Annotated in this window: 19 protein-coding genes; 15 read left to right on the top strand and 4 right to left on the bottom strand. The window is 61.1% G+C overall.

Annotated elements, in window-relative coordinates:
• The first annotated feature begins 12 nt into the window (after positions 1 to 12).
• The 11 genes from atzF (at position 13) to QCE79_RS29220 (ending at position 10,534) form a co-directional block, all read left to right on the top strand.
• On the top strand, positions 13 to 1,848 hold the full coding sequence (gene atzF / locus QCE79_RS29170; protein WP_309849870.1) for an allophanate hydrolase: 1,836 nt from the start codon (positions 13 to 15) through the stop codon (positions 1,846 to 1,848).
• Entirely contained in the window at positions 1,845 to 2,942 is a 1,098-nt protein-coding gene (locus QCE79_RS29175) for a BMP family ABC transporter substrate-binding protein (protein ID WP_309849873.1), read from the top strand. Before atzF ends, QCE79_RS29175 begins: the two co-directional genes overlap by 4 nt.
• A gap of 26 nt (positions 2,943 to 2,968) precedes the next feature.
• Positions 2,969 to 4,102: an ABC transporter permease gene (locus QCE79_RS29180; protein WP_244828204.1), complete on the top strand. Its 1,134-nt coding sequence runs from the start codon at positions 2,969 to 2,971 to the stop codon at positions 4,100 to 4,102.
• The gene (locus QCE79_RS29185; RefSeq protein WP_309849878.1) at positions 4,095 to 5,021 is read left to right on the top strand and encodes an ABC transporter permease; all 927 of its coding nucleotides are present in this window, start codon (positions 4,095 to 4,097) and stop codon (positions 5,019 to 5,021) included. The genes QCE79_RS29180 and QCE79_RS29185 overlap by 8 nt, the downstream gene beginning before the upstream one ends.
• 23 nt (positions 5,022 to 5,044) lie before the next feature.
• The gene (locus QCE79_RS29190; RefSeq protein ID WP_250466971.1) at positions 5,045 to 5,737 is read left to right on the top strand and encodes a cysteine hydrolase family protein; all 693 of its coding nucleotides are present in this window, start codon (positions 5,045 to 5,047) and stop codon (positions 5,735 to 5,737) included.
• 4 nt (positions 5,738 to 5,741) lie between these two features.
• Positions 5,742 to 7,328, top strand: coding sequence for an ABC transporter ATP-binding protein (locus QCE79_RS29195; RefSeq protein ID WP_309849880.1), 1,587 nt, complete (start codon positions 5,742 to 5,744; stop codon positions 7,326 to 7,328).
• Positions 7,329 to 7,347: 19 nt separating this feature from the next.
• Positions 7,348 to 8,346, top strand: coding sequence for a formamidase (locus QCE79_RS29200; protein WP_250493384.1), 999 nt, complete (start codon positions 7,348 to 7,350; stop codon positions 8,344 to 8,346).
• A gap of 4 nt (positions 8,347 to 8,350) precedes the next feature.
• On the top strand, positions 8,351 to 9,016 hold the full coding sequence (locus tag QCE79_RS29205) for a cysteine hydrolase (protein ID WP_309849884.1): 666 nt from the start codon (positions 8,351 to 8,353) through the stop codon (positions 9,014 to 9,016).
• Complete coding sequence (gene hpxZ / locus QCE79_RS29210; RefSeq protein ID WP_244828195.1) at positions 9,013 to 9,417, top strand: oxalurate catabolism protein HpxZ; 405 nt, start codon at positions 9,013 to 9,015, stop codon at positions 9,415 to 9,417. The genes QCE79_RS29205 and hpxZ overlap by 4 nt, the downstream gene beginning before the upstream one ends.
• A gap of 139 nt (positions 9,418 to 9,556) precedes the next feature.
• Complete coding sequence (locus QCE79_RS29215; protein WP_250493385.1) at positions 9,557 to 10,213, top strand: GntR family transcriptional regulator; 657 nt, start codon at positions 9,557 to 9,559, stop codon at positions 10,211 to 10,213.
• Between the two features lie 141 nt (positions 10,214 to 10,354).
• Complete coding sequence (locus tag QCE79_RS29220; protein WP_250466980.1) at positions 10,355 to 10,534, top strand: hypothetical protein; 180 nt, start codon at positions 10,355 to 10,357, stop codon at positions 10,532 to 10,534.
• Here QCE79_RS29220 and QCE79_RS29225 read toward each other — a convergent pair whose 3' ends face one another.
• A complete protein-coding gene (locus tag QCE79_RS29225) occupies positions 10,535 to 10,921 on the bottom strand; it encodes an HPF/RaiA family ribosome-associated protein (protein ID WP_244828189.1) in 387 nt (128 codons plus the stop codon).
• Between the two features lie 103 nt (positions 10,922 to 11,024).
• The gene (locus QCE79_RS29230) at positions 11,025 to 11,906 is read right to left on the bottom strand and encodes a LysR family transcriptional regulator (RefSeq protein WP_309849889.1); all 882 of its coding nucleotides are present in this window, start codon (positions 11,904 to 11,906) and stop codon (positions 11,025 to 11,027) included.
• 130 nt (positions 11,907 to 12,036) lie between these two features.
• On the opposite strand from QCE79_RS29230, the gene QCE79_RS29235 reads away from it, so the two are divergent.
• A complete protein-coding gene (locus QCE79_RS29235) occupies positions 12,037 to 12,807 on the top strand; it encodes a TerC family protein (RefSeq protein ID WP_309849894.1) in 771 nt (256 codons plus the stop codon).
• A gap of 28 nt (positions 12,808 to 12,835) precedes the next feature.
• Here the strand turns inward: QCE79_RS29235 and QCE79_RS29240 are convergent, their stop codons facing one another.
• Positions 12,836 to 14,449 (bottom strand): Na+/H+ antiporter, encoded by a 1,614-nt coding sequence (locus tag QCE79_RS29240; RefSeq protein ID WP_250528518.1) that lies wholly within the window; start codon positions 14,447 to 14,449, stop codon positions 12,836 to 12,838.
• A 131-nt stretch (positions 14,450 to 14,580) separates the two neighbouring features.
• On the opposite strand from QCE79_RS29240, the gene QCE79_RS29245 reads away from it, so the two are divergent.
• The 3 genes from QCE79_RS29245 (at position 14,581) to QCE79_RS29255 (ending at position 17,508) form a co-directional block, all read left to right on the top strand.
• Entirely contained in the window at positions 14,581 to 14,784 is a 204-nt protein-coding gene (locus QCE79_RS29245) for a hypothetical protein (protein WP_244828184.1), read from the top strand.
• Positions 14,785 to 14,907: 123 nt separating this feature from the next.
• Entirely contained in the window at positions 14,908 to 16,746 is a 1,839-nt protein-coding gene (locus tag QCE79_RS29250) for a glycoside hydrolase family 15 protein (RefSeq protein WP_309849899.1), read from the top strand.
• 240 nt (positions 16,747 to 16,986) lie between these two features.
• The gene (locus QCE79_RS29255) at positions 16,987 to 17,508 is read left to right on the top strand and encodes an IS21 family transposase (RefSeq protein WP_309849902.1); all 522 of its coding nucleotides are present in this window, start codon (positions 16,987 to 16,989) and stop codon (positions 17,506 to 17,508) included.
• Positions 17,509 to 18,453: 945 nt separating this feature from the next.
• Here the strand turns inward: QCE79_RS29255 and QCE79_RS29260 are convergent.
• The coding region (locus QCE79_RS29260) for a phage late control D family protein (RefSeq protein WP_309849906.1) at positions 18,454 to 19,468 on the bottom strand (1,015 nt) is incomplete at its 5' end.

Raw genomic sequence — 19,468 nt, forward strand, 5'->3', positions numbered from 1 at the left:
AAGATTGAACTCATGTCCCACGACCCGCTTTCAGGCGTACACAAGCTTATCGAATCGTATAGGCAAGGCAGCACTGATCCGATCGGCATGATCGAAGAAGTGCTGCGCAGGCTCGATGCAAGCAATCGGCCCGAAGCCTGGCTGCTGCGCGTGCCTCATGCCGACCTTCGTGCGCGTGCTGCGAGCCTTGCGCATGAACTCGCCGAAGAGGGCGGCGCGATCTTCGCGCGCAAGCCGCTTCTCGGCGTGCCCTTCGCGGTGAAAGACAACATCGACGTGGCAGGCTTGACCACGACCGCCGCGTGCCCCGCATTCGCCTATATGCCGCAAGAGACGGCGTTCGCCGTGCAGCGTTTGCTCGATGCGGGCGCGGTGCTTATCGGCAAGACCAATCTCGATCAGTTTGCAACGGGCCTCGTCGGTACGCGTTCGCCTTTCGGCGCGGTACGTCAGGTCGATCACGACGCATACATCTCGGGCGGATCGAGCTCGGGTTCGGCGGTAGCGGTCGCGGCGGGGATCGTCGCGTTCTCGCTTGGAACCGATACAGCGGGCTCCGGCCGTGTGCCAGCAGGCTTTAACGGTCTCGTTGGACTTAAGCCGACGCTGGGTCTCGTCAGCAAGCGCGGCGTGGTGCCCGCATGCAAGAGCCTCGATACGATCTCGATCTTCGCGCATGACGTAGCCGACGCCTGGCACGTCCTCTCGACGATGGCCGCGTTCGACGCAGCCGATGGCTATTCGCGCCGCATTCCTTCCTTGCCGGTTTTGCCGCTTGCGCCGCAAGCCTTGCGCGTCGCCATTCCCGACACGCTGGAATTCTTCGGCGATACCGCCGCCGCCGATGCCTTCGCCGCGACACTCGAAAAGCTCGCGCTCAAGCCGTCGACGTTCGCCTTTGCGCCAATGCAGCAAGTCACTGCGCTGCTTTACGACGGTCCGTGGGTCGCCGAACGGCGCGCCGCGTTAGGCGACTTCTTCGAGACGAATCACGACGATATCGACCCGGTGGTCGCAAAGGTGATCGGCAAGGCCGACAACTTCAGCGCCGCCGATGCCTTCAACGGCCAGTATGAACTCGCACGCTTGAAGCGCCACGCCGAAGCGCTCTTCGAAAGCGTGGACGTGTTGATCGTGCCGACCACGCCGACGCATCCGACCATCGATGAAGTGCGCACGAACCCTATCGAAGTGAATAGCCGTCTCGGGCTTTACACGAACTTCGTCAACCTGCTCGATCTGTGCGCGCTCGCGGTGCCGGGCGTCCCGCGCGCCGATGGCTTGCCCGCCGGCATCACGTTGATCGCGCCCGCTGGCGCCGATCAGCGGCTCGCCATGCTCGGTGCGCAGTTCGAAGGCATGCAGAAGCAAGATGCCGTTGCAGCGAAGCCATTGCCGTTCAACGAGCCGACCGTGCAGCTTGCGGTGGTTGGCGCGCATCTACGCGGCATGCCGCTCGAATGGCAGATGCGCAAGGCCGGCGCGCGCTTCGTCGAAGCGACGATGACCTCGGCTAACTATCAGCTATTCGCGCTTGCGAACACGCAGCCGCCGAAGCCGGGCCTCGTGCGCGCGAATTCTGCGGGGCAAGCCGGGCAAGCCATTGCCATCGAAATATGGGACATGCCCGTGCGCACCTTCGGCGCGTTCGTCGAAGCGATTCCGGCGCCGCTTGGCATTGGCAGCATCGAGACGGCGGATGGCCGCATCGTCAAAGGCTTCATCTGCGAGCCACTGGCCGTCACTCCCGAAAGCGGCGCGCGCGACATCACGCGTTTTTGCGGCTGGCGCGCCTGGCTCGACAGTCATACCTCCAACGACCCAACCACACAGGAATTGAGACCATGACCAACCGCCGTGAGTTCATCAAGGGCGCGGGCGCGCTCGCGCTCGGCAGTGCATTGCCGTTCGATCTGGCGTTTGGCGCGAGCAATCTCACGGTCGGCGTGATCTACGTCGGCGCGCGCGGCGACTATGGCTACAACCAGGCGCAGGCGCAAGCCGCCGCAGTCATCAAGAAGCTACCCAACGTGAAAGTGGTCGAGGAAGAGAACGTGCCCGAAACCGTGGCCGTGCAAAAGACCATGGAAGCGATGATCGAGCAGGACGGCGCCACGCTCATCTTCGCGACCTCGTTCGGTTATTTCGATCCTCACGTCCTGAAGATGGCCGCGAAGTATCCGAAGGTGCGCTTCGCGCATTGCGGCGGATTGTGGAAGCAAGGCAACCCTTCGAATATCGCGAGCTACTTCGGTTATATCGACGAATGTCAGTATCTGAACGGCGTCGTCGCGGGTCATATGAGCAAGAGCAAGAAGCTCGGCTTCGTCGCGGCCAAGCCCATTCCGCAGGTGCTGCGCAACATCAATGCGTTCACGCTGGGCGCGCAATCGGTCGATCCGGCCATCACGACGAACGTGATCTTCACCGGCGACTGGTCGATGCCCGTCAAGGAAGCCGAAGCGACCAACAGTCTCATCGATCAAGGCTGCGATGTGCTTACGTGTCACGTCGATGGTCCCAAGGTCGTCATCGAAACAGCGGAGAAGCGCGGTGCGATGAGTTGCGGTTATCACGCGAGCCAGGCCGCGCTCGCGCCGAATGGTTATCTCACGGGCGCGGAATGGGACTGGGCGACGCCTTATAAGGAACTCGTCACGGATGCGCAAAGCGGCAAGCCGCAGCCCAACATTCTGCGCGGCGGCCTCAAGGAAGGCTTCGTGAAGATGTCGCCATACGGCGCGAAGGTCACGGCCAATGCGAAGACCAACGCAGATGCCATCAAGACAAAGATGGTCGCGGGCGACTACGCCATCTTCAAGGGGCCGATGAAGGACAACAAGGGCGGCATGGCAATCGCGGCGGGCACGAGTCATCCGCAGACGGACATCGCGCTCGAGAGCATGAACTATCTCGTGGCGGGTGTGGTGGGGCAAATCTGATTATCTGCAATCGATAGGAGCCGCGGATGTCCACTGTGATCGGTTCGAATTCAGGCGCGCTCGGTCCACGGCTCCTGCTCGGCGTCTTGCCCGCGCTGCCCACGTTGTGCGCGCTCGTCGGCACGCTGGTGCTGTTCTCGCTCTTTCTGCTGGTGCAGGGACAGCCTGCGCTGGATGCGCTCGGGCTCATCGTGCAAGGCGCATTCGGTTCGTCGTTTGCATGGCAGAGCACGTTGCTGCGCGCGGCGCCGCTCATGCTGACCGCGCTGTGTGTCGCGTTGCCGGCTCAAGTCGGTTTGATCGTGATTGGTGGCGAAGGCGCGCTGGCGCTCGGCGGTCTCGGCGCGGCCATCGTGCCGTCCATCGTTCCCGCATCGTTGCCGTGGTTCGTCGCCACGCCGCTGATGGCGGTCGCCGGCATGCTCGCGGGCGCGCTCTGGATCGGTGCCATCGGCGCGATGCGGCAATGGCGCGGCGTCAACGAGACCATCAGCAGCCTTCTGATGTCGTATATCGCCATCGCGCTCTTCAAGCATCTCGTCGAAGGCCCGTTGCGCGATCCGGCAAGCCTCAACAAGCCCTCCACGCCTCCCGTTCCCGATGCCTTGATGATCGGCTCGCTGCCGGGCCTCGACGTCCACTGGGGCCTGCTATGGGGCGCGCTGGCATGTGTGGCCGCGTGGGTCTTCGTGCGCCAGAGCACCAAGGGCTTCGCGATGCGTGTGGCAGGCGGCAATCATCACGCGGCGCGTCTGGTCGGCTTGCCGGTGACGAGGCTCGCGCTCACGGCTTGCATGCTCGGCGGCGCGGCGGCGGGACTCGCGGGCATGTTCGAAGTCGCGGCCGTGCAGGGCAGCGCGAATGCGTCGCTGCTCGCGGGTTATGGCTATGCGGGCATTCTCGTGGCCTTCGCCGCGCGTCAGAATCCGCTCGCGATCATCCTGTGCGCGGTGCTCGTCGGCGGGATTGAAGCAAGCGGTAGTTTGCTGCAACGGCGCCTCGGCCTGCCCGATGCCACCACGCTCGTTCTACAAGGTCTGTTGTTCGCCAACCTGCTCGCGTGGGAAGCGCTCGGCGGCAGGATTACCGCGTGGCGCGTGAAGTTGCAGGCAGCGGCGCTCGCGCGTTCCACGGTTCGACTGGAGGGGACTCATGCCTGATGCTCAATCGCCCGCTGTCGTGCTGTTGCTCTCGCTGTTCGCGGGCGCCATTCGCGTGAGCACGCCTTATCTTTTCGTGAGTATCGGCGAATGTCTGACCGAGAAGGGCGGGCGCGTCAATCTCGGGCTCGAAGGCATTCTCGTCTCCGGCGCAATGACGGGCTACGCGGCGGCTTATCTGTCGGGCTCGCCGTGGATCGGCGTGCTTGCGGCAGCGGCCACGGGCTTCGTGCTCGGTTGCCTGCATGGTCTCGTCTGCTCGTTGCCGCGCGTGTCGGATATCGCGTTCGGCATTGCGTTGATGCTTGCGGGCACCGGCCTCGCGTTCTATCTCGGCAAGCCCTTCATCGAACCGCAAGCGCCGATGCTGCCTTCCATCGATCTCGGCGGCTGGAGCGCATCCGCGCAATTGCATAACGCGCTGCATATCAATCCGCTCTTCGTGATCGGTGTGGTGCTCGCGTTCGCGTTGCAATGGGGCTTGCGTCATACGCGCTGGGGCATGGCCCTGCGGCTCGTCGGCGAGAACGCGGAAAGTGCGCGCGCCATGGGCTATCCGATCACGCGTGTGCGTATCGTTGCCACGGCCGTTGGCGGCTTGCTGGCGGGCGTGGGCGGCGCGTATCTGTCGCTCGTCTATCCCGGCAGCTGGAACGAAGGCCTGTCGAGCGGCCAGGGTCTCATGGCCGTCGCGCTCGTGATCTTCGCGCGCTGGCAGCCGCTGCGCTGCCTGTGGGCCGCGCTCATCTTCGGCGCGGCAGGCGCGCTCGGTCCCGCGTTGCAGGCCATAGGCGTGACGAGCGGCTATTACCTCTACAACGCAGCGCCCTATGTCCTCACGCTCGCGATCATGGTCATCAACTGCCGTCCCGACCGAACCCTTGCCGGCGCGCCCGGCGAACTGAGCCTCACACGCTGATGTCATCTTCCGGAGAAACGCTCATGACCCGCTTCATCGAGGCTCGTCCCTATCCGTGGCCCTACGACGGCAACCTGCGCGCCGATAACACCGCGCTCATCATCATCGACATGCAGACGGACTTCTGCGGCATCGGCGGCTATGTCGACAAGATGGGCTACGACCTGTCGCTCACGCGCGCGCCTATCGAGCCGATTAGGAACGTGCTCAAGCTCATGCGCGAACAGGGCTTCACGATCATTCATACGCGAGAGGGGCATCGGCCGGATTTGTCGGATCTGCCTGCCAACAAGCGCTGGCGCAGCCGGCAAGTAGGCACGGGTGGCGTGGGTATCGGCGACGACGGTCCTTGCGGCAAGATCCTCGTGCGCGGCGAACCGGGCTGGGAAATCATCGAAGAACTCGCGCCAGTGGCGGGCGAAATCGTCATCGACAAGCCGGGCAAGGGCTCGTTCTGCGCCACCGATCTCGAACTCATCCTGCGCACGCGCGGCATCGTGAATCTCGTGCTCACGGGCATCACCACCGACGTGTGCGTGCATACGACGATGCGCGAGGCCAACGACCGCGGCTTCGAATGCACGCTGCTCGCCGATTGCTGCGGCGCCACCGACAAGAGCAATCACGACGCCGCGCTCAACATGGTGCTCATGCAGGGCGGCGTGTTCGGCACGGTATCGGACTCGGCGTCGATGCTCGCCACGCTCGGACGCTAACGCCATGACGCCCGCTCGCCAAGCTCTGGGAGTCGAAGTGGTCGGTGCGACCAAGCGTTTTGGCGCGTTTACCGCGCTCGACGATGTCACGCTAAAAGTGCGACCCGGCACCGTACATGCGCTGCTCGGCGAGAACGGCGCGGGCAAGAGCACGCTCGTGAAGGGACTCGTGGGATACGGCGTGCTCGATCAAGGCGAGATCATCGCGGATAGCCGTCAAGTGAAGATCGCTTCGCCCCGCGACGCGCAGGCGCTTGGCATCGGCATGGTGTATCAGCATTTCACGCTGGCAGCGGGGCTTTCCGTTGAAGAGAATCTACTGCTCGCGCGGGGCCGGTTGTCGTGGAAGATCGACTGGCCGAAGGAACGCGCCGCGCTCGATGCCTTCATGCGCGGCATGCCGTTTCGTCTTGCGCTCGATACGCCCGTCGCGAGTCTTGCCGCTGGTGAAAAGCAGAAGCTGGAGATACTCAAGCAACTCTATTTGCAGCAACGCTTCTTGATTCTCGACGAACCCACTTCGGTGCTCACGCCGCAAGAAGCCGACGAAGTGCTGGGGTTGATGCGCGATCTTGCTTCGAGCGGCGCGTTGACGGTCCTCATGATCACGCACAAGTTCCGTGAGGTGATGTCTTATGCCGATGACGTCACCGTGCTGCGCAAAGGCAAACTCGTCGGAACGAGCCGAGTGGCGGACACGAATCGCGACAGCCTTGCCGCGATGATGATGGGCGGCGACGCGCCTCATGCCGCAACGGATGTCGAGCGTCCACCGCGCAAGCCGCTCGCTGTCGATGCACCCGTGCGTCTCGCGTTGTCCGGCCTATGCGTCGTGGATGATCGCGGACATATGGCCGTGCGTGAAGTGTCGCTTGCGGTGAAGTCGGGCGAGATACTCGGCATTGCAGGCGTGTCGGGCAATGGACAGAAGGAACTGATCGAAGCGCTCGTCGGCCAGCGCCGTGTGCATGCAGGCGAGATGCGCATGCATGGCGAACCCTACACGGCGACACGCGACGAGATGACCCGTCTGCGGGTTTTTGCGTTACCCGAAGAGCCGCTGCGCAATGCATGCGTGGCGGGCATGAGTATCGCGGAGAATCTTGCGCTGCGCGATTTCGATCGCGCGCCGATGAAGCAAGGCGGCTGGCGTCTGGACCGCCGTGCTATGCGTGAACGCGCGGAACGCTTGATTGCCGACTTCAACGTGCGCCCGCCCTTGCCTGCGCGCGCCATCGGCACGTTGTCGGGCGGCAATGTGCAACGCGCGGTGCTGGCACGTGAACTGGGGCAAGCGGTGGATGTGCTGATCGTCGCGAATCCTGTGTTCGGGCTGGACTTCGCATCGGTCGCGGATATCCATGCGCGCATTCTCGCCGCGCGCGACACGGGCGCCGCCGTGCTGCTCGTGAGCGAAGACCTCGATGAACTGCTGGAACTCGCGGATCGCATCGCGGTGATCGCCGAAGGGCGGCTCGTGCACGAAAGCGCCGCGAGCACCGCGGATCGCGTCACGCTGGGGCGGCACATGGCCGGTCACGGTGACAGCACGGATAGCGGTGTGGCCGAACCCGTCACCGCGCATGCGTGAACAACAAGGAGCGTAACGAATGAGTTCGAGCGGACTGGGCGGTCTCAACAAATCGCCGCAAGGAATGGTGATAGGTCTCGTGCAATTGCAGAATCCCGACGTTGCGACGCCCGCGGATCTCGCGGCGCAGACGCGGCGTATCGTCGAGATGGTTGGCAAGGCGCGGCGCAACAATCCGGCGATGGACCTCGTCGTGTTCCCCGAATACGCGCTGCACGGCCTCTCGATGCGTATCGACGACGACATCATGTGCGATCTCGATGGTCCAGAAGTGCGGGCTTTCAAGGACGCGTGCATCGAACATCGCATATGGGGCTGCTTTTCGATCATGGAGCGCAATCGCGGAGGCAATCCTTATAACAGCGGTATCGTTATCGACGAACAAGGCGAGATCAAGCTCTATTACCGCAAGCTGCATCCGTGGGTTCCGGTTGAACCGTGGGAACCGGGCAATGTAGGCGTGCCGGTTTGCATCGGACCGAACGGCGCGAAGCTTTCCCTGATCATCTGCCATGACGGCATGTTTCCAGAGATGGCGCGCGAGGCCGCGTATAAGGGCGCTGAAATCATTCTGCGCACGGCGGGCTACACCGCGCCCATTCGCCACGCATGGCGCATCACGAATCAATCGAACGCATTTCAGAACCTCGCGCAAACGGCAAGCGTTTGTCTCTGCGGTACGGATGGTTCGTTCGATTCCATGGGCGAAGGCATGTTCTGCGACTTCGACGGCACCATCATGGTCGAGGGCAGTCATCGGCCGGATGAGATCATCACTTGCGAAATGCGCCCGGACCTCGTTCGCGAAGCGCGCGTGCATTGGGGCGTGGAAAACAACATCTACCAGTTCGGGCATCGCGGTTATGTCGCCGTGAAAGGCGGTGCGCGCGATTGTCCCTACACGTTCATGCAGGACATGGTGCGCGGCGAATATCATCTGCCGTGGGAAGACGAAGTGAAAATAACGGACGGTCAATCGTGCGGTTTTCCCGCACCCGCACGCCATTACAAGGGCTGACCACATGCCGACCTTGAACGGCGCAAAGCCGTCCCCTTACACGTTCGATGCGAACACGACCGCGCTCGTCGTCATCGACATGCAACGCGATTTCATCGAGCCCGGTGGCTTCGGGGAAGCGTTGGGCAACGACGTGTCGCTGCTGTCGTCCATCGTGCCGACGGTGCAGCGTCTTATTGAACATGCGCGCGAACAAGGCTGGTCTGTGGTGCATACGCGCGAATCGCATGCCGCCGATCTGTCGGATTGCCCGCCCGCGAAGCGCTTGCGCGGAGCGCCGCAGGCACGTATCGGCGATGAAGGACCGATGGGACGCATCCTCGTGCGCGGCGAGCCGGGCAACGCGATCATCGATGCACTCGCGCCCGTCGAAGGCGAGCTCGTCATCGACAAGCCGGGCAAGGGCGCCTTCTACGCGACGCGCCTCGCCGAAGAACTCGCAGAGCGTTCGGTCACGCATCTCGTGTTCGCGGGCGTGACGACCGAAGTCTGCGTACAGACCAGCATGCGCGAGGCCAATGACCGCGGCTATGAATGTCTTCTTATCGAAGACGCGACCGCGAGCTACATTCCCGCGTTCAAGGACGCGACCATCGACATGATTCGTTCGCAAGGCGGCATCGTGGGCTGGACCGCGACGCTCGCCGACTTAACGGAGAACCGAGCATGACGCTTGCGGTGAATCGCGCCGAGGTGGTTGCGGAAGTAAGCGCCGCGTTCGTCGCATACGAACGTGCGCTCGTCGATAACGATGTCGAGACCATGAACATGCTCTTCTGGAATGCGCCCGAGACGGTGCGTTACGGTATAGCCGAAGTTCAGCACGGCGGCGAAGCGATTCGCGCGTGGCGTGAAGCGGCCGCGCCGGTGCCGCCATCGCGACGGCTGCATGGCACGGTGGTGACGGCTTTCGGGGACGATCTCGCGACCGTGAGCACCGAATTCACGAGCGACGTCACGCCCTTGCTCGGTCGCCAGATGCAAACGTGGGCGCGGCTGGGCGACGCATCGTCCGCGTTCAACGGATGGATCATCGTGGCGGCGCATGTCAGCCTCATCGACGCGCCGTAAAAGGGCGATAATCGTTGCATCATGATGGAGACACGGCATCGGCTCGCTTAAAACTCGCGGAACCGCAGCGCTCGCATTCGAGGCACCGGACGCGACGCTCACGCGGACTGTCCAGAGCGCCAACCCGCTAGCGGAACAGGTGTACCAGCTTCTCAAGCAGGACATCTTCAATTTCCGGCTATTCCCGGGCGATCGCTTTTCGGAGACCGACATCGCGCAACATTACGGCGTGTCGCGCACACCCATGCGCGACGCGCTGTTCCGCCTGCTGCGCGAAGGTTATCTCGAAGTTGGTTTCCGGCGCGGCTGGAAAGTGTCGGACATCAACTTCGACCAGCTAGACCAGTTGTATGACTTGCGTATCGTTCTCGAAGTCGCCTCGCTCGACAAGCTCGGTAATACGCCGCCGCCTTATCCTCATATCGATGCACTGAAGGAAGTGTGGTGCGTCTCGCCCGAAGCGCGCGAAAGCGATCCCGTCGCCATGTTCAACATGGACGAGAATTTTCATCGCGGCATTGTAAGCGCGACGGGCAACGCGGAAATCCTGCGCGTGCACGACGAAGTGACGGAGCGGATCAGGATCATGCGGCGGCTGGACTTTCTGAAGGCACACCGCACCAGCGCGACTTACGAAGAACACTCGACCATGCTGAATTACATCGATCGCGGCAGACATGGCGAAGCCGCTATGCTGCTGCGCGCGCACATCACGCAGAGCAAGCTCGAAGTGCGCAAGATCACTGTGTCTATGCTGTCCGAGGCGCGTGACCGAAAGCTGCCCTTCGTGAACTGAAGTACCTCAAGAAGCCATTCGATCTCACGGGAACGGCCAATGACGGAGGTCGTGCTGAAGACGGCCGCCCAAGCGCCTACTGGTATCGCGGGCCTGGCGTTTGCTGCATTTTCGTGCCGACCTTTTTCAAAGGAGCTCGACATGACATCCGTTCCCCGCGCAACTGCCGACGACATGGACGAACCGCAAGGTAAGTCCGCGACCCCCGACACCACACAGACGGACGTCGACACAGCAGAGAAGCAAAAGCACGAGGACAGCGAGAACGCACTGCCCTCGTCACAGGACAAAAATCCTGTGCCGCCCGACTCGACGCGCTGATCATGCGCCAGCAGGCGTGAGTGCTTGATCTGCGGTTTCGTCCGGCGCAAGCTTGTAGGCAACACTTCGCGCACGCACTCGCCGCGCGAGCTTCGCACTCTGGCGCTTACGCACCAGCGTGCGCGCCGCGCGTGCCAAGGCAAGATCGATTGCGCCTCGCCAGTCACGCGCTATCGATGTTGCCACCACGGTATTGCTCCGGTCTATCTGCACTTCCACCTGACAGCGCTTGTCGACGCCGCCACGCGGGCCGTTGATATCGGAGAGACTGACGGTGGCCTTCGAAATCAGCCATGCAAGCCGGCGAAACACGAACTCACTGCGCGTCTTGGCGAGCTCGTGCATGGCGATAGCTTCAGGTTCACGCGATTTGAAAAGGACCTTCATGTATGCCTCCTCGTTGGATGTGAACCAGCGTAAGGTTCGGCGAGCGTATGAAAAAGCAGGGTGAGCAGAACTCAAACTTCGGAAAAACCGAAGTTGCATTAGTCTAGGAAGCTGCCCGAGCCAGCACTTCCTGAGTCAAAGGATGATGCCTTCCACGTCGCGACACGATCGCGTAAATCTCTTCTTTCACTTCCTCGGAACGGCCTAGCCAGCGAAGACCGCGTAACAATGGCGTCTCGCCCGCACCGAATTCGGCCAGCGGAAACACGCCGAGCCCACGCGCACCGAACACGGCCATCAAGGCGCTATCCTCGAATTCGCCGACAATGCGCGGCACGATACGCTCCGTCTCCAGCCATCTGTCCAGACGCGCGCGCAACGACGAGTGTCCGGTTGGCAAAAGCATGGGCAATGCGGCGAGGCTGTCGGGAAATTGATCGACCGCGCTCTTGCGCACGACAGACGCCGGCCCATACCAGTCAACGGGCGAGGCGATCAACCGCTCGCTCGTCAAACGCAGATTGTGATTGTGCGGTGCAGGCTGGCTTGCAAGCACGAGATCCAGCCGATGCAGCGCAAGCTCGCCGAGCAGTTCGTCGGTCTCGCCTTCGTGACACAAGAGACGCAGCGCCGGATTGCCGAGTACGGGTTCGAGTAGCGCATGCGCCGCCAGCTTGGATATGCCATCCGACAAACCCACGGCAAGCCGCGCAAGCTTTCCGCTTGCGGCCTCGCGCACTTCGTCCGCAATATGCTGACCAATCTGAAAAATTTCCTCGGCGCGGGCATAGGCCGCGTTGCCGGCTTCGGTCATCGTCACGCCGCGTCCCGATGGCTTCAGTAATTGATGACCGAGCGATTTCTCGAGTTCGCGCACCTGTGCGCTGATGGTCTGCACGGCCATGTCGAGCCGTTCCGCCGCGCGTGCAAAACCGCCTTCCTTGACCACGACCCAGAAGTAATGCAAATGTCGATAGTTGAGCATGCGAGTAATGCCTCCATCCATGTGTTCGAGAAAACCGAAGTATGGATTCGATTATCACTGATTTTTCCGATCACGTATTTTCGCCATCATCGGGGCTCGGTCACCTATCGACAACAATATCCCACTGCTCATGGAATACCTTCTCGCGCTCGCTTACGACCCCGCCGTCTGGGCCGCACTCGTCACGCTCATCGTGATGGAAGTGGTGCTCGGCATCGACAATCTGGTCTTCATTTCGATACTCAGCAACAAGCTGCCCGAAGCGCAACGCGCACGCACGCAGCGTCTCGGCATCATGCTTGCGCTCGTCATGCGGCTCGTCTTGCTCGGCACGGTGGCGTGGATTGCGCAACTGACTCAACCGGTGTTCACCGTGTTCGAGCACGCGTTTTCATGGCGCGATCTGATCTTGCTCGCGGGCGGTCTGTTCCTGGTATGGAAGGCCACCACCGAGATGCGTCATCACGTGAACAAGGACGCGCATGCGCCGGGCGCGGTATCGGGCGTAGCCAGTCTGACGGCATGGGCGGCCATCGGTCAGATTCTGTTGCTCGATCTCGTGTTCTCCGTCGACAGCATCATCACGGCGGTCGGCATGACGGAGCATCTGCCGATCATGTTTATCGCAGTGATTTTCGCGGTCGCCACCATGCTGTTTGCCGCACAACCGCTGTCACGCTTCATCGAGCGCAATCCGACCGTGGTCACGCTGGCCTTGAGCTTCCTGCTCGTGATTGCGATGACGTTGATCGCCGAAGGCTTCGGCACGCACGTACCGAAGGGTTATATCTATGCGGCGATGGGTTTTGCGGGCTTCGTCGAAGGCTTGAATCTGCTGTCGAGGCGCGGCAAGAAGAAGCCGCGCGAAGACGCGGCGCGGCTCGATGGCGTGTCGGGCTAAGCGACACGATACGAGGCTTCGCGGCGGTTTATCCTCTTGCGAGCAACGCCGAGACTTCCTGCAGATCGAACTCGCGTTCGAGCGAATGCAGCAGCGAATCGTGGATCAGGCCGCCGCGATGCATCTTGAGTAGCTCGGCGCGACCGGCCGCAAGGCCCGCGAGCACGACATCGTAATGAGCACGGCGGGCATCGACCGGAAAATCATCCAGCGACTGGAAGCGTTGCGAGAGGCTCGCCCGATACGAGTATTGCTCGAAGAGACGCGGATGGATCACGTTGCCCTGCGCATCGTGGACGAGCGGGCGGATCGCTTCGAGTTGCGCCGCTTCCAGGCGCGACCACGCTTGCGGCTCGCTCAGATGACGCTTCGAGCGCTCGGGGCCGCCTTGAATGGCGAGGAGGGCGATCAACGGGCCGATAGTCGTGCCCTGCAGCAGCACCGTGACCAGAATGACGGCAAAGCCCGCGAAGAGAATGAGGTCGCGTCCGGGCATCGAATCGGGCAAGGACAACGAGACAGCCAGCGTTACCACGCCGCGCATGCCTGCCCAGCCGATGACCGTGGCCGCGCGCCAGTTCGGAACGATAGCGTTCGGCTCACCGTCCTCGTTGCGGTCCTTTCGCCCGGTGGCGTGCCATATCGCGCTCTTGACGGCTTCCACGGCATAGACCCACACGAAACGCGACAAGACCACGACGGCGATCACCGCGCCCGTCGCTGGCGCGAGCAATTCGAAGGCGTTGCCTGCGCCGCCCAGACGCGTCACGATACCGCGCAGCGACAGTCCGATCAGCACGAACACGAGCGATTCCAGCACGAACACGACCACTTGCCAGAACGCCGTGCCGCGCATGCGCTGCGCCGCCGAGAAGACGTCATGCTGATGCCAGCCGACCACCATCCCGCACGTGACGGTCGCGATCACGCTCGAAACGCCCAGCTCTTCCGCCGCGATGTAGCTGACCCACGCGGTGAGCATCGATGTCGTGATGACGAGGTAATCGTCCTCGAGCGCGCGCAACAGCCGCACCGCGATGAACCCCGCCACCACGCCCACGATCACGCCGCCGACCGCGAGCACGGCAAAGCTGCCGAGCGCACGCGGCGCGCTGAACATGCCGCTCAATGCGGCGGCCACCGCAAAGCGGAACAGCACGAGACCCGCGGCGTCGTTGAGCAGACTTTCGCCTTCGAGCAGCACCATGAGCCGTCGAGGCAACGCGACGCGTTCCAGCACGGCCTTCGCGGCGACGGCATCTGGCGGGGATACCACGGCACCGAGCGCGAAGCACGCGGCCCAGGGCAGGGCGGGCACGACCAGATGCACCGCATAGCCGACCGCGAAGGTCGTAAAGGCGACCGCGCCTATGGCGAGCAGCATGATGCCGCTGAGATTACGCTTGAAGTCGTCCCATACGAAGAAATACGCACCATACATCAAGAGCGGCGGCAGAAACACGACGAGCACGAGTTCCGGGTCGAGCTCGAAATGCGGCGTGCCGGGAATGAATGCCATGGCCGCGCCGCCCACCAACAGCGCGGCTGCGGGCGGCAGATTCAGGCGCCGCGCCAGCACTTCCAGCGCGATGATGGCGATGAGCGAGACAAGCACCAGATTGAATGCCGACACAGCATGCATGAGTAGATTCCTGGCGGATGGTGGCTATGTTGTGCCTTGCACGGACGGAAATCCGTTAATCGGCTATCTTCGAGTCTTGGCGACCGGGCGTTTTCGCGTGCCGGCAACATCGTATCCGATTGGGAGCCTGGATGAAGCGAAACACGTCTGGAGTGGCAGTGGTGGCGGTGCTCGTGGCCGTCGTCGTGGCGGCGACGGTTTATATCGCGAGCTTCGGCAAGTCGTCGCGGCATGCCGAACTGAATGCCGAGCCTGCGCAAGCTCTTGCCATCGAAGCGTCCGCGCCGGTAGCCAGCGGTGCGTCGGAGGCCGACGCGCGCACTGCGGCGCGTTAGATGTCGACCGACATACGACAGAAGGACGACAAAAACGGGAACGTGTCTTGCGTGTTCGGCGTGATCAGGCAGACCGACCGACTCGCATTACACACAGGCTGAAGTCAGGCCAAAGGCATTCTCATGGGCCATCCATCCCAAGAAGTTCCGCCTAAAAAGATTCCCATCGATGCACGCGGCATGATCGGCAACATGAAGACGGCCGCTCTCGTGTCGTTGCGCGGCGCCATCGACTTCATGTGCTTTCCGCGCATCGATTCGCCGACGCTCTTCGCCGAGCTTCTCGATGGCGAGCACGGCGGCGCATTCGCGATCACGCCAAGAGAGGAGCAGGCGAACGTCAAGCAGATGTATCTGCCCGAAACGAACGTGCTGCTCACGCGATTCATGACGCACGATGGCGTATGCGAATTGCTCGATCTCATGCCGGTGCCATCGGGCGAGGCGAGAGTCGATGCCGTGCCCAACTGCGTCATGCGTATCGTGCGGCTCATTCATGGAACCATGACGCTCGATGTGCGTTGCGCGCCGCGCTTCGACTACGCGCGCATTCGCCATGGCGCGCGCGCAGTGACGAAGGGCATCGAGTTCATTCCGGACGACAAGACCGCGTCCGTCCAGTTGCTGGCAAGTGTCCCGCTGGACATCCAGAATAACGACGCTCACGCCACGCTCGAATTGAAGGCTGGCGACTCCGCATGCTTCGCGCTCGGCGCAGGCGACGACTTGCAAAAGCTCGAATCGAACTTCGAGAGCATCCTTGCCGAGACCATCGATTATTGGAAGGAGTGGTCGTCGCGATCGACGTATCGCGGACGTTATCGCGAAGTCGTGTTGCGTTCGGCCCTCACGTTGAAGATGCTCAGCTCGGACGAGTTCGGCGCTATCGTTGCCGCACCGACCTTCGGCTTGCCGGAGTCGCAAGATGGATCGCGTCGCTGGGACTATCGTTTTACATGGATTCGCGATGCCGCGTTCTCGGTCTATGCGCTGCTCAGACTCGGCTACACGGGCGAAGCGGAACGCTTCATGAAATGGATTGGCGAGCGCAATCGCGATTGCAGTTCGGACGGCTCCTTGCGCGTGATGTATGCCGTCGATGGCGAAACCGCGCTCGAAGAAGCGGAGCTCAGGAACTTCGCCGAAGCCACGCAGGCGAAGGTCGTGGTCGGCAACGAGGCGCGCGAGCAGATGCAGCTCGATGTCTACGGTGCGTTGCTCGATTCGCTCTATCTCTACAACAAGTACGGCGCGGCTATCTCGTATGAAGGCTGGAAGCATGTGACGCGTACCGTCGACTACGTGGTCGAGCACTGGCGCGAAGCCGATCACGGTATCTGGGAGTTTCGCAACGGCACGCGTCCGTTGCTGCATTCGCGGCTCATGTGCTGGGTCGCGGTGGATCGCGCGTTGCGGCTCGCGGAGAAGCGTTCGCTGCCTGCGCCGCTTGCAAAGTGGTTCAAGACGCGCGATGAGATTCATCGCGACATTCACGAGGAGTTCTGGAACGAGGAGTTGAAATCGTTCGTGCAGACGCCGGGTTCCGCTACGCTCGATGCCTCCACGTTGATGATGCCGCTCGTGCGCTTCATCGGTCCGAAAGATCCGCGCTGGGTCGGTACGCTCAATGCAATCGGCCGCGAATTACGTGTCGATCCGCTGATTTTTCGCTATACACGCGGCTCGACGCTCGATGGATTACCGGGCCTGGAAGGCGGCTTCAGCGCATGTTCGTTCTGGTATGCGGAAGCGTTGGCGCGCTCCGGCCGTGTGGATGAAGGCCGGCTCGTGTTCGAGAAGATGCTCGCATATGCAAACCATGTGGGGTTATTTTCTGAGGAAGTAGCGACCAATGGCGAGGCGCTGGGTAATTTTCCACAAGCGCTGACGCATCTGGCTTTGATCAGCGCGGCTTATCAGTTGGATCGGGATCTGGACCGGGTGCATGTGGCGTGGACTTGATGCTAGCTTGGCCACGGCGCGGCATCTGAGCGTGTGGCCAGCAACCAATGTCGAGGCTAGATTCAAATGATTGCCGCAGCCCCTGAGCAGGACATCAGGATATCGCCCATACAACAAAAAAATTTGCTAATTTGTGTTATGTAAAGTTTCGTTGACTGTGGTCAGAGGTTGATTTATTAGACAAAATGCGCTGCATGCGTTAGCGTATCGCCACTCACTTAATCTCCTCAGGGAATCTAAGTGCCCACACAAGCACGACACGCCTCCATCGAGGATTTCCTCGCCCTCACAGATGGGCTCTGCTTCAAGGATATTGCGCGATTACTTCGTTGCTGCCTGCGTACCGTCAAAAACTATGTCGCTGGCCGCTCGCCGATTCCATGGCATCGAATCCAAATTCTTCGTACATTGCTCGACGATTCATGCGATGCGCCTAAATGCGAATGCGTGCCCGAAACGCCGAACGATGATGTGAGCGTGGTCGCGAACATTGACGAGGGCCTGGCGACCGAAGACGTTCCGCCTGAAGAGCTACTCGCTTGGGTCGGAACGCATGCGCCGCATTACCTTTCCAGCAAACGCAGCTTCTCTCTGTACATCAAAGGATGGGATGTCGTTAATAAAATTCGGCGCGCTAAGCACGAAGGTTCATTTCAGTTAGCTCTATATGAATGGCGACGCCTCGTCCGCGAGTTACCGACATCGTGGCGTTCAGGCAAGTTGTTCTCTGATCCACCGGCTTATCTGCGTAGAACAGCCTAGCTGCATTCAAGCCTCAAGCGAGACTAACGCTTTAATTAGAGGTGTAGCGAATCCGCTCGCATTGTTGTTACGGCGGTGCTGTAGACGGGTCCGAAGCTAGGCCGGGAGCATCGGACCCGATTAAATCACAAACGTTTGAGTTGACGTTAGATGTAGGCGTTAATGACGTTCGAGCTCAGACACTTGATCAACCTTCCTATCCCTGTTCCACGTGACGTAGACCGCGACAGCGTGATCGAGTAAGGAAGCCGCTTTGTCGCACATCCAACGGTCCGATAAAAGGAGCCACTTGTCCGAGTACTCTGGCTGACTTTTATCGTCGACTTGTATGTAACACGGAGCCCCAGAATAAACCGTTGCTTTCCATCCGGTGAGGGAACCATGTAGCATGTATGCGGCCGAACATGTCGACGACATGAACAGAAGGAATGCGGACAGAAGCGAGATTGTGGAGAAATTTTTCATGAGTGGAAAAGAATCGATAGACGCAGAGACGTAGGCGCACACCCGCACTCCTGAATTCGAAATCAGTCGTAGGCGCGGCCGGTGCACGGAACGTCGATACGGGTGACTGCGATGACCGCAGGCGCACAAATGCTCAAGCTAAAGCTAAAGCTCATGGCTAGGCTGGTTAGTAAACGTCCATGCCGACTCCTAAATTCACTCGGTTCAACGGTGTGCGATGCTCGGTACCGCCGATTGGAAAAAGGGTTTTAGTTATCGTGTCCGGCAGAATGAAAGTGCCTACTGGCGAGACTGCCATCCCGAGAGCGGCTCTACTCAAAGCGAAATACGTGTGTAATTTATCGCCAACAATCGATGATCACGCTTAAAATTTTCTAACGCTTCATGCATCCGTTAGATTGTTTTAATCCCGTTGAGTCTGCGGCCACCGAGAGCGGCGCATTGGTTGGTTTGAGTACGCTATCTTCGCGGGGGACAAGTTTATTGGCGGCCGCGTCTACTAAAATGCGATCGATGCCGCTTAGAAGCCGGATCGTCGCGCACTTCGAGCTCGATCGAAGTGGCGAAACCAGCGTCGCCCGTCAGCGTGTGCACCACCCTTTTGACGAGCCAAGGCGTGTCATCAATTTCAGGCTTGAAGCCTTTGATCGTCACTGGCAGCTCGGGAAACACCTCCGCGCGGCCGCGTGCCAATGTGTAATCCATCGTTGCCTGACTGCGCTGCACTCGCGCATATTCCGCCTTCGCTGCTGCTCGTGCCTCAGGCTCGCTCGCGTAGTCTTCGGGCAGGACTTTCACATTGCGATTGTTTTCTCCGCCGATCACAACGGACCGCCGTTTGCCGGCGCCGTTGGAATGCCAATGCGCTCGCACGGCAGAATAGCTCTCGCGCTGCGCGACATGGTAGCGATGGCTATCCCCGTCTTTGCGCGTGAGTGTTACCTCGGCAAGCGCCCGCCCGCTCGCCGTCTTGCCGGTGCCGATCGGCATGAAGAGCAGATGCAGATCTTTGACGTTCATCACCGCGTCAAAGCGCCGCGCAAGCCGCGTGAGAAACGACATATCGCTCTCATGTGTTTGATCGATATGGGCAATCGCGACCGAGGCGAGCACCTCACTCACCGCCGCTTTCAGCGAATGCCGTGATGCAATGGTGCGCACGATCGCGCCGAGTGTCTGGCCATGCCAGCTTTGTTCGCGCCGCTCGTGCATGGCATGGGTCATGGAAGCGGATCGTGCGCGGATCGTGATGATATCTGGCGCGCCGCTGTGCTCGATCTCATCGACCGTGAAGACTCCCTTGTCCACAAGCGATTCGCCTACCCACCCGATCGCCACTCGGATGTTTGCGCCACGTTTCGGTATGGCAAAGGTGTTTTTCGAATCATCGATGACGAGATCAAGCGTGTCAGATTCTTCAGCGCGTGACTCCGAGAGCGTCAAGCTGATGAGCTTGGGCGCGATCTGGCGCGACAGATCACGGCCGTCGAGCGTG

The organism is Caballeronia sp. LZ003 (genome assembly GCF_031451465.1).
GTDB lineage: Bacteria > Pseudomonadota > Gammaproteobacteria > Burkholderiales > Burkholderiaceae > Caballeronia.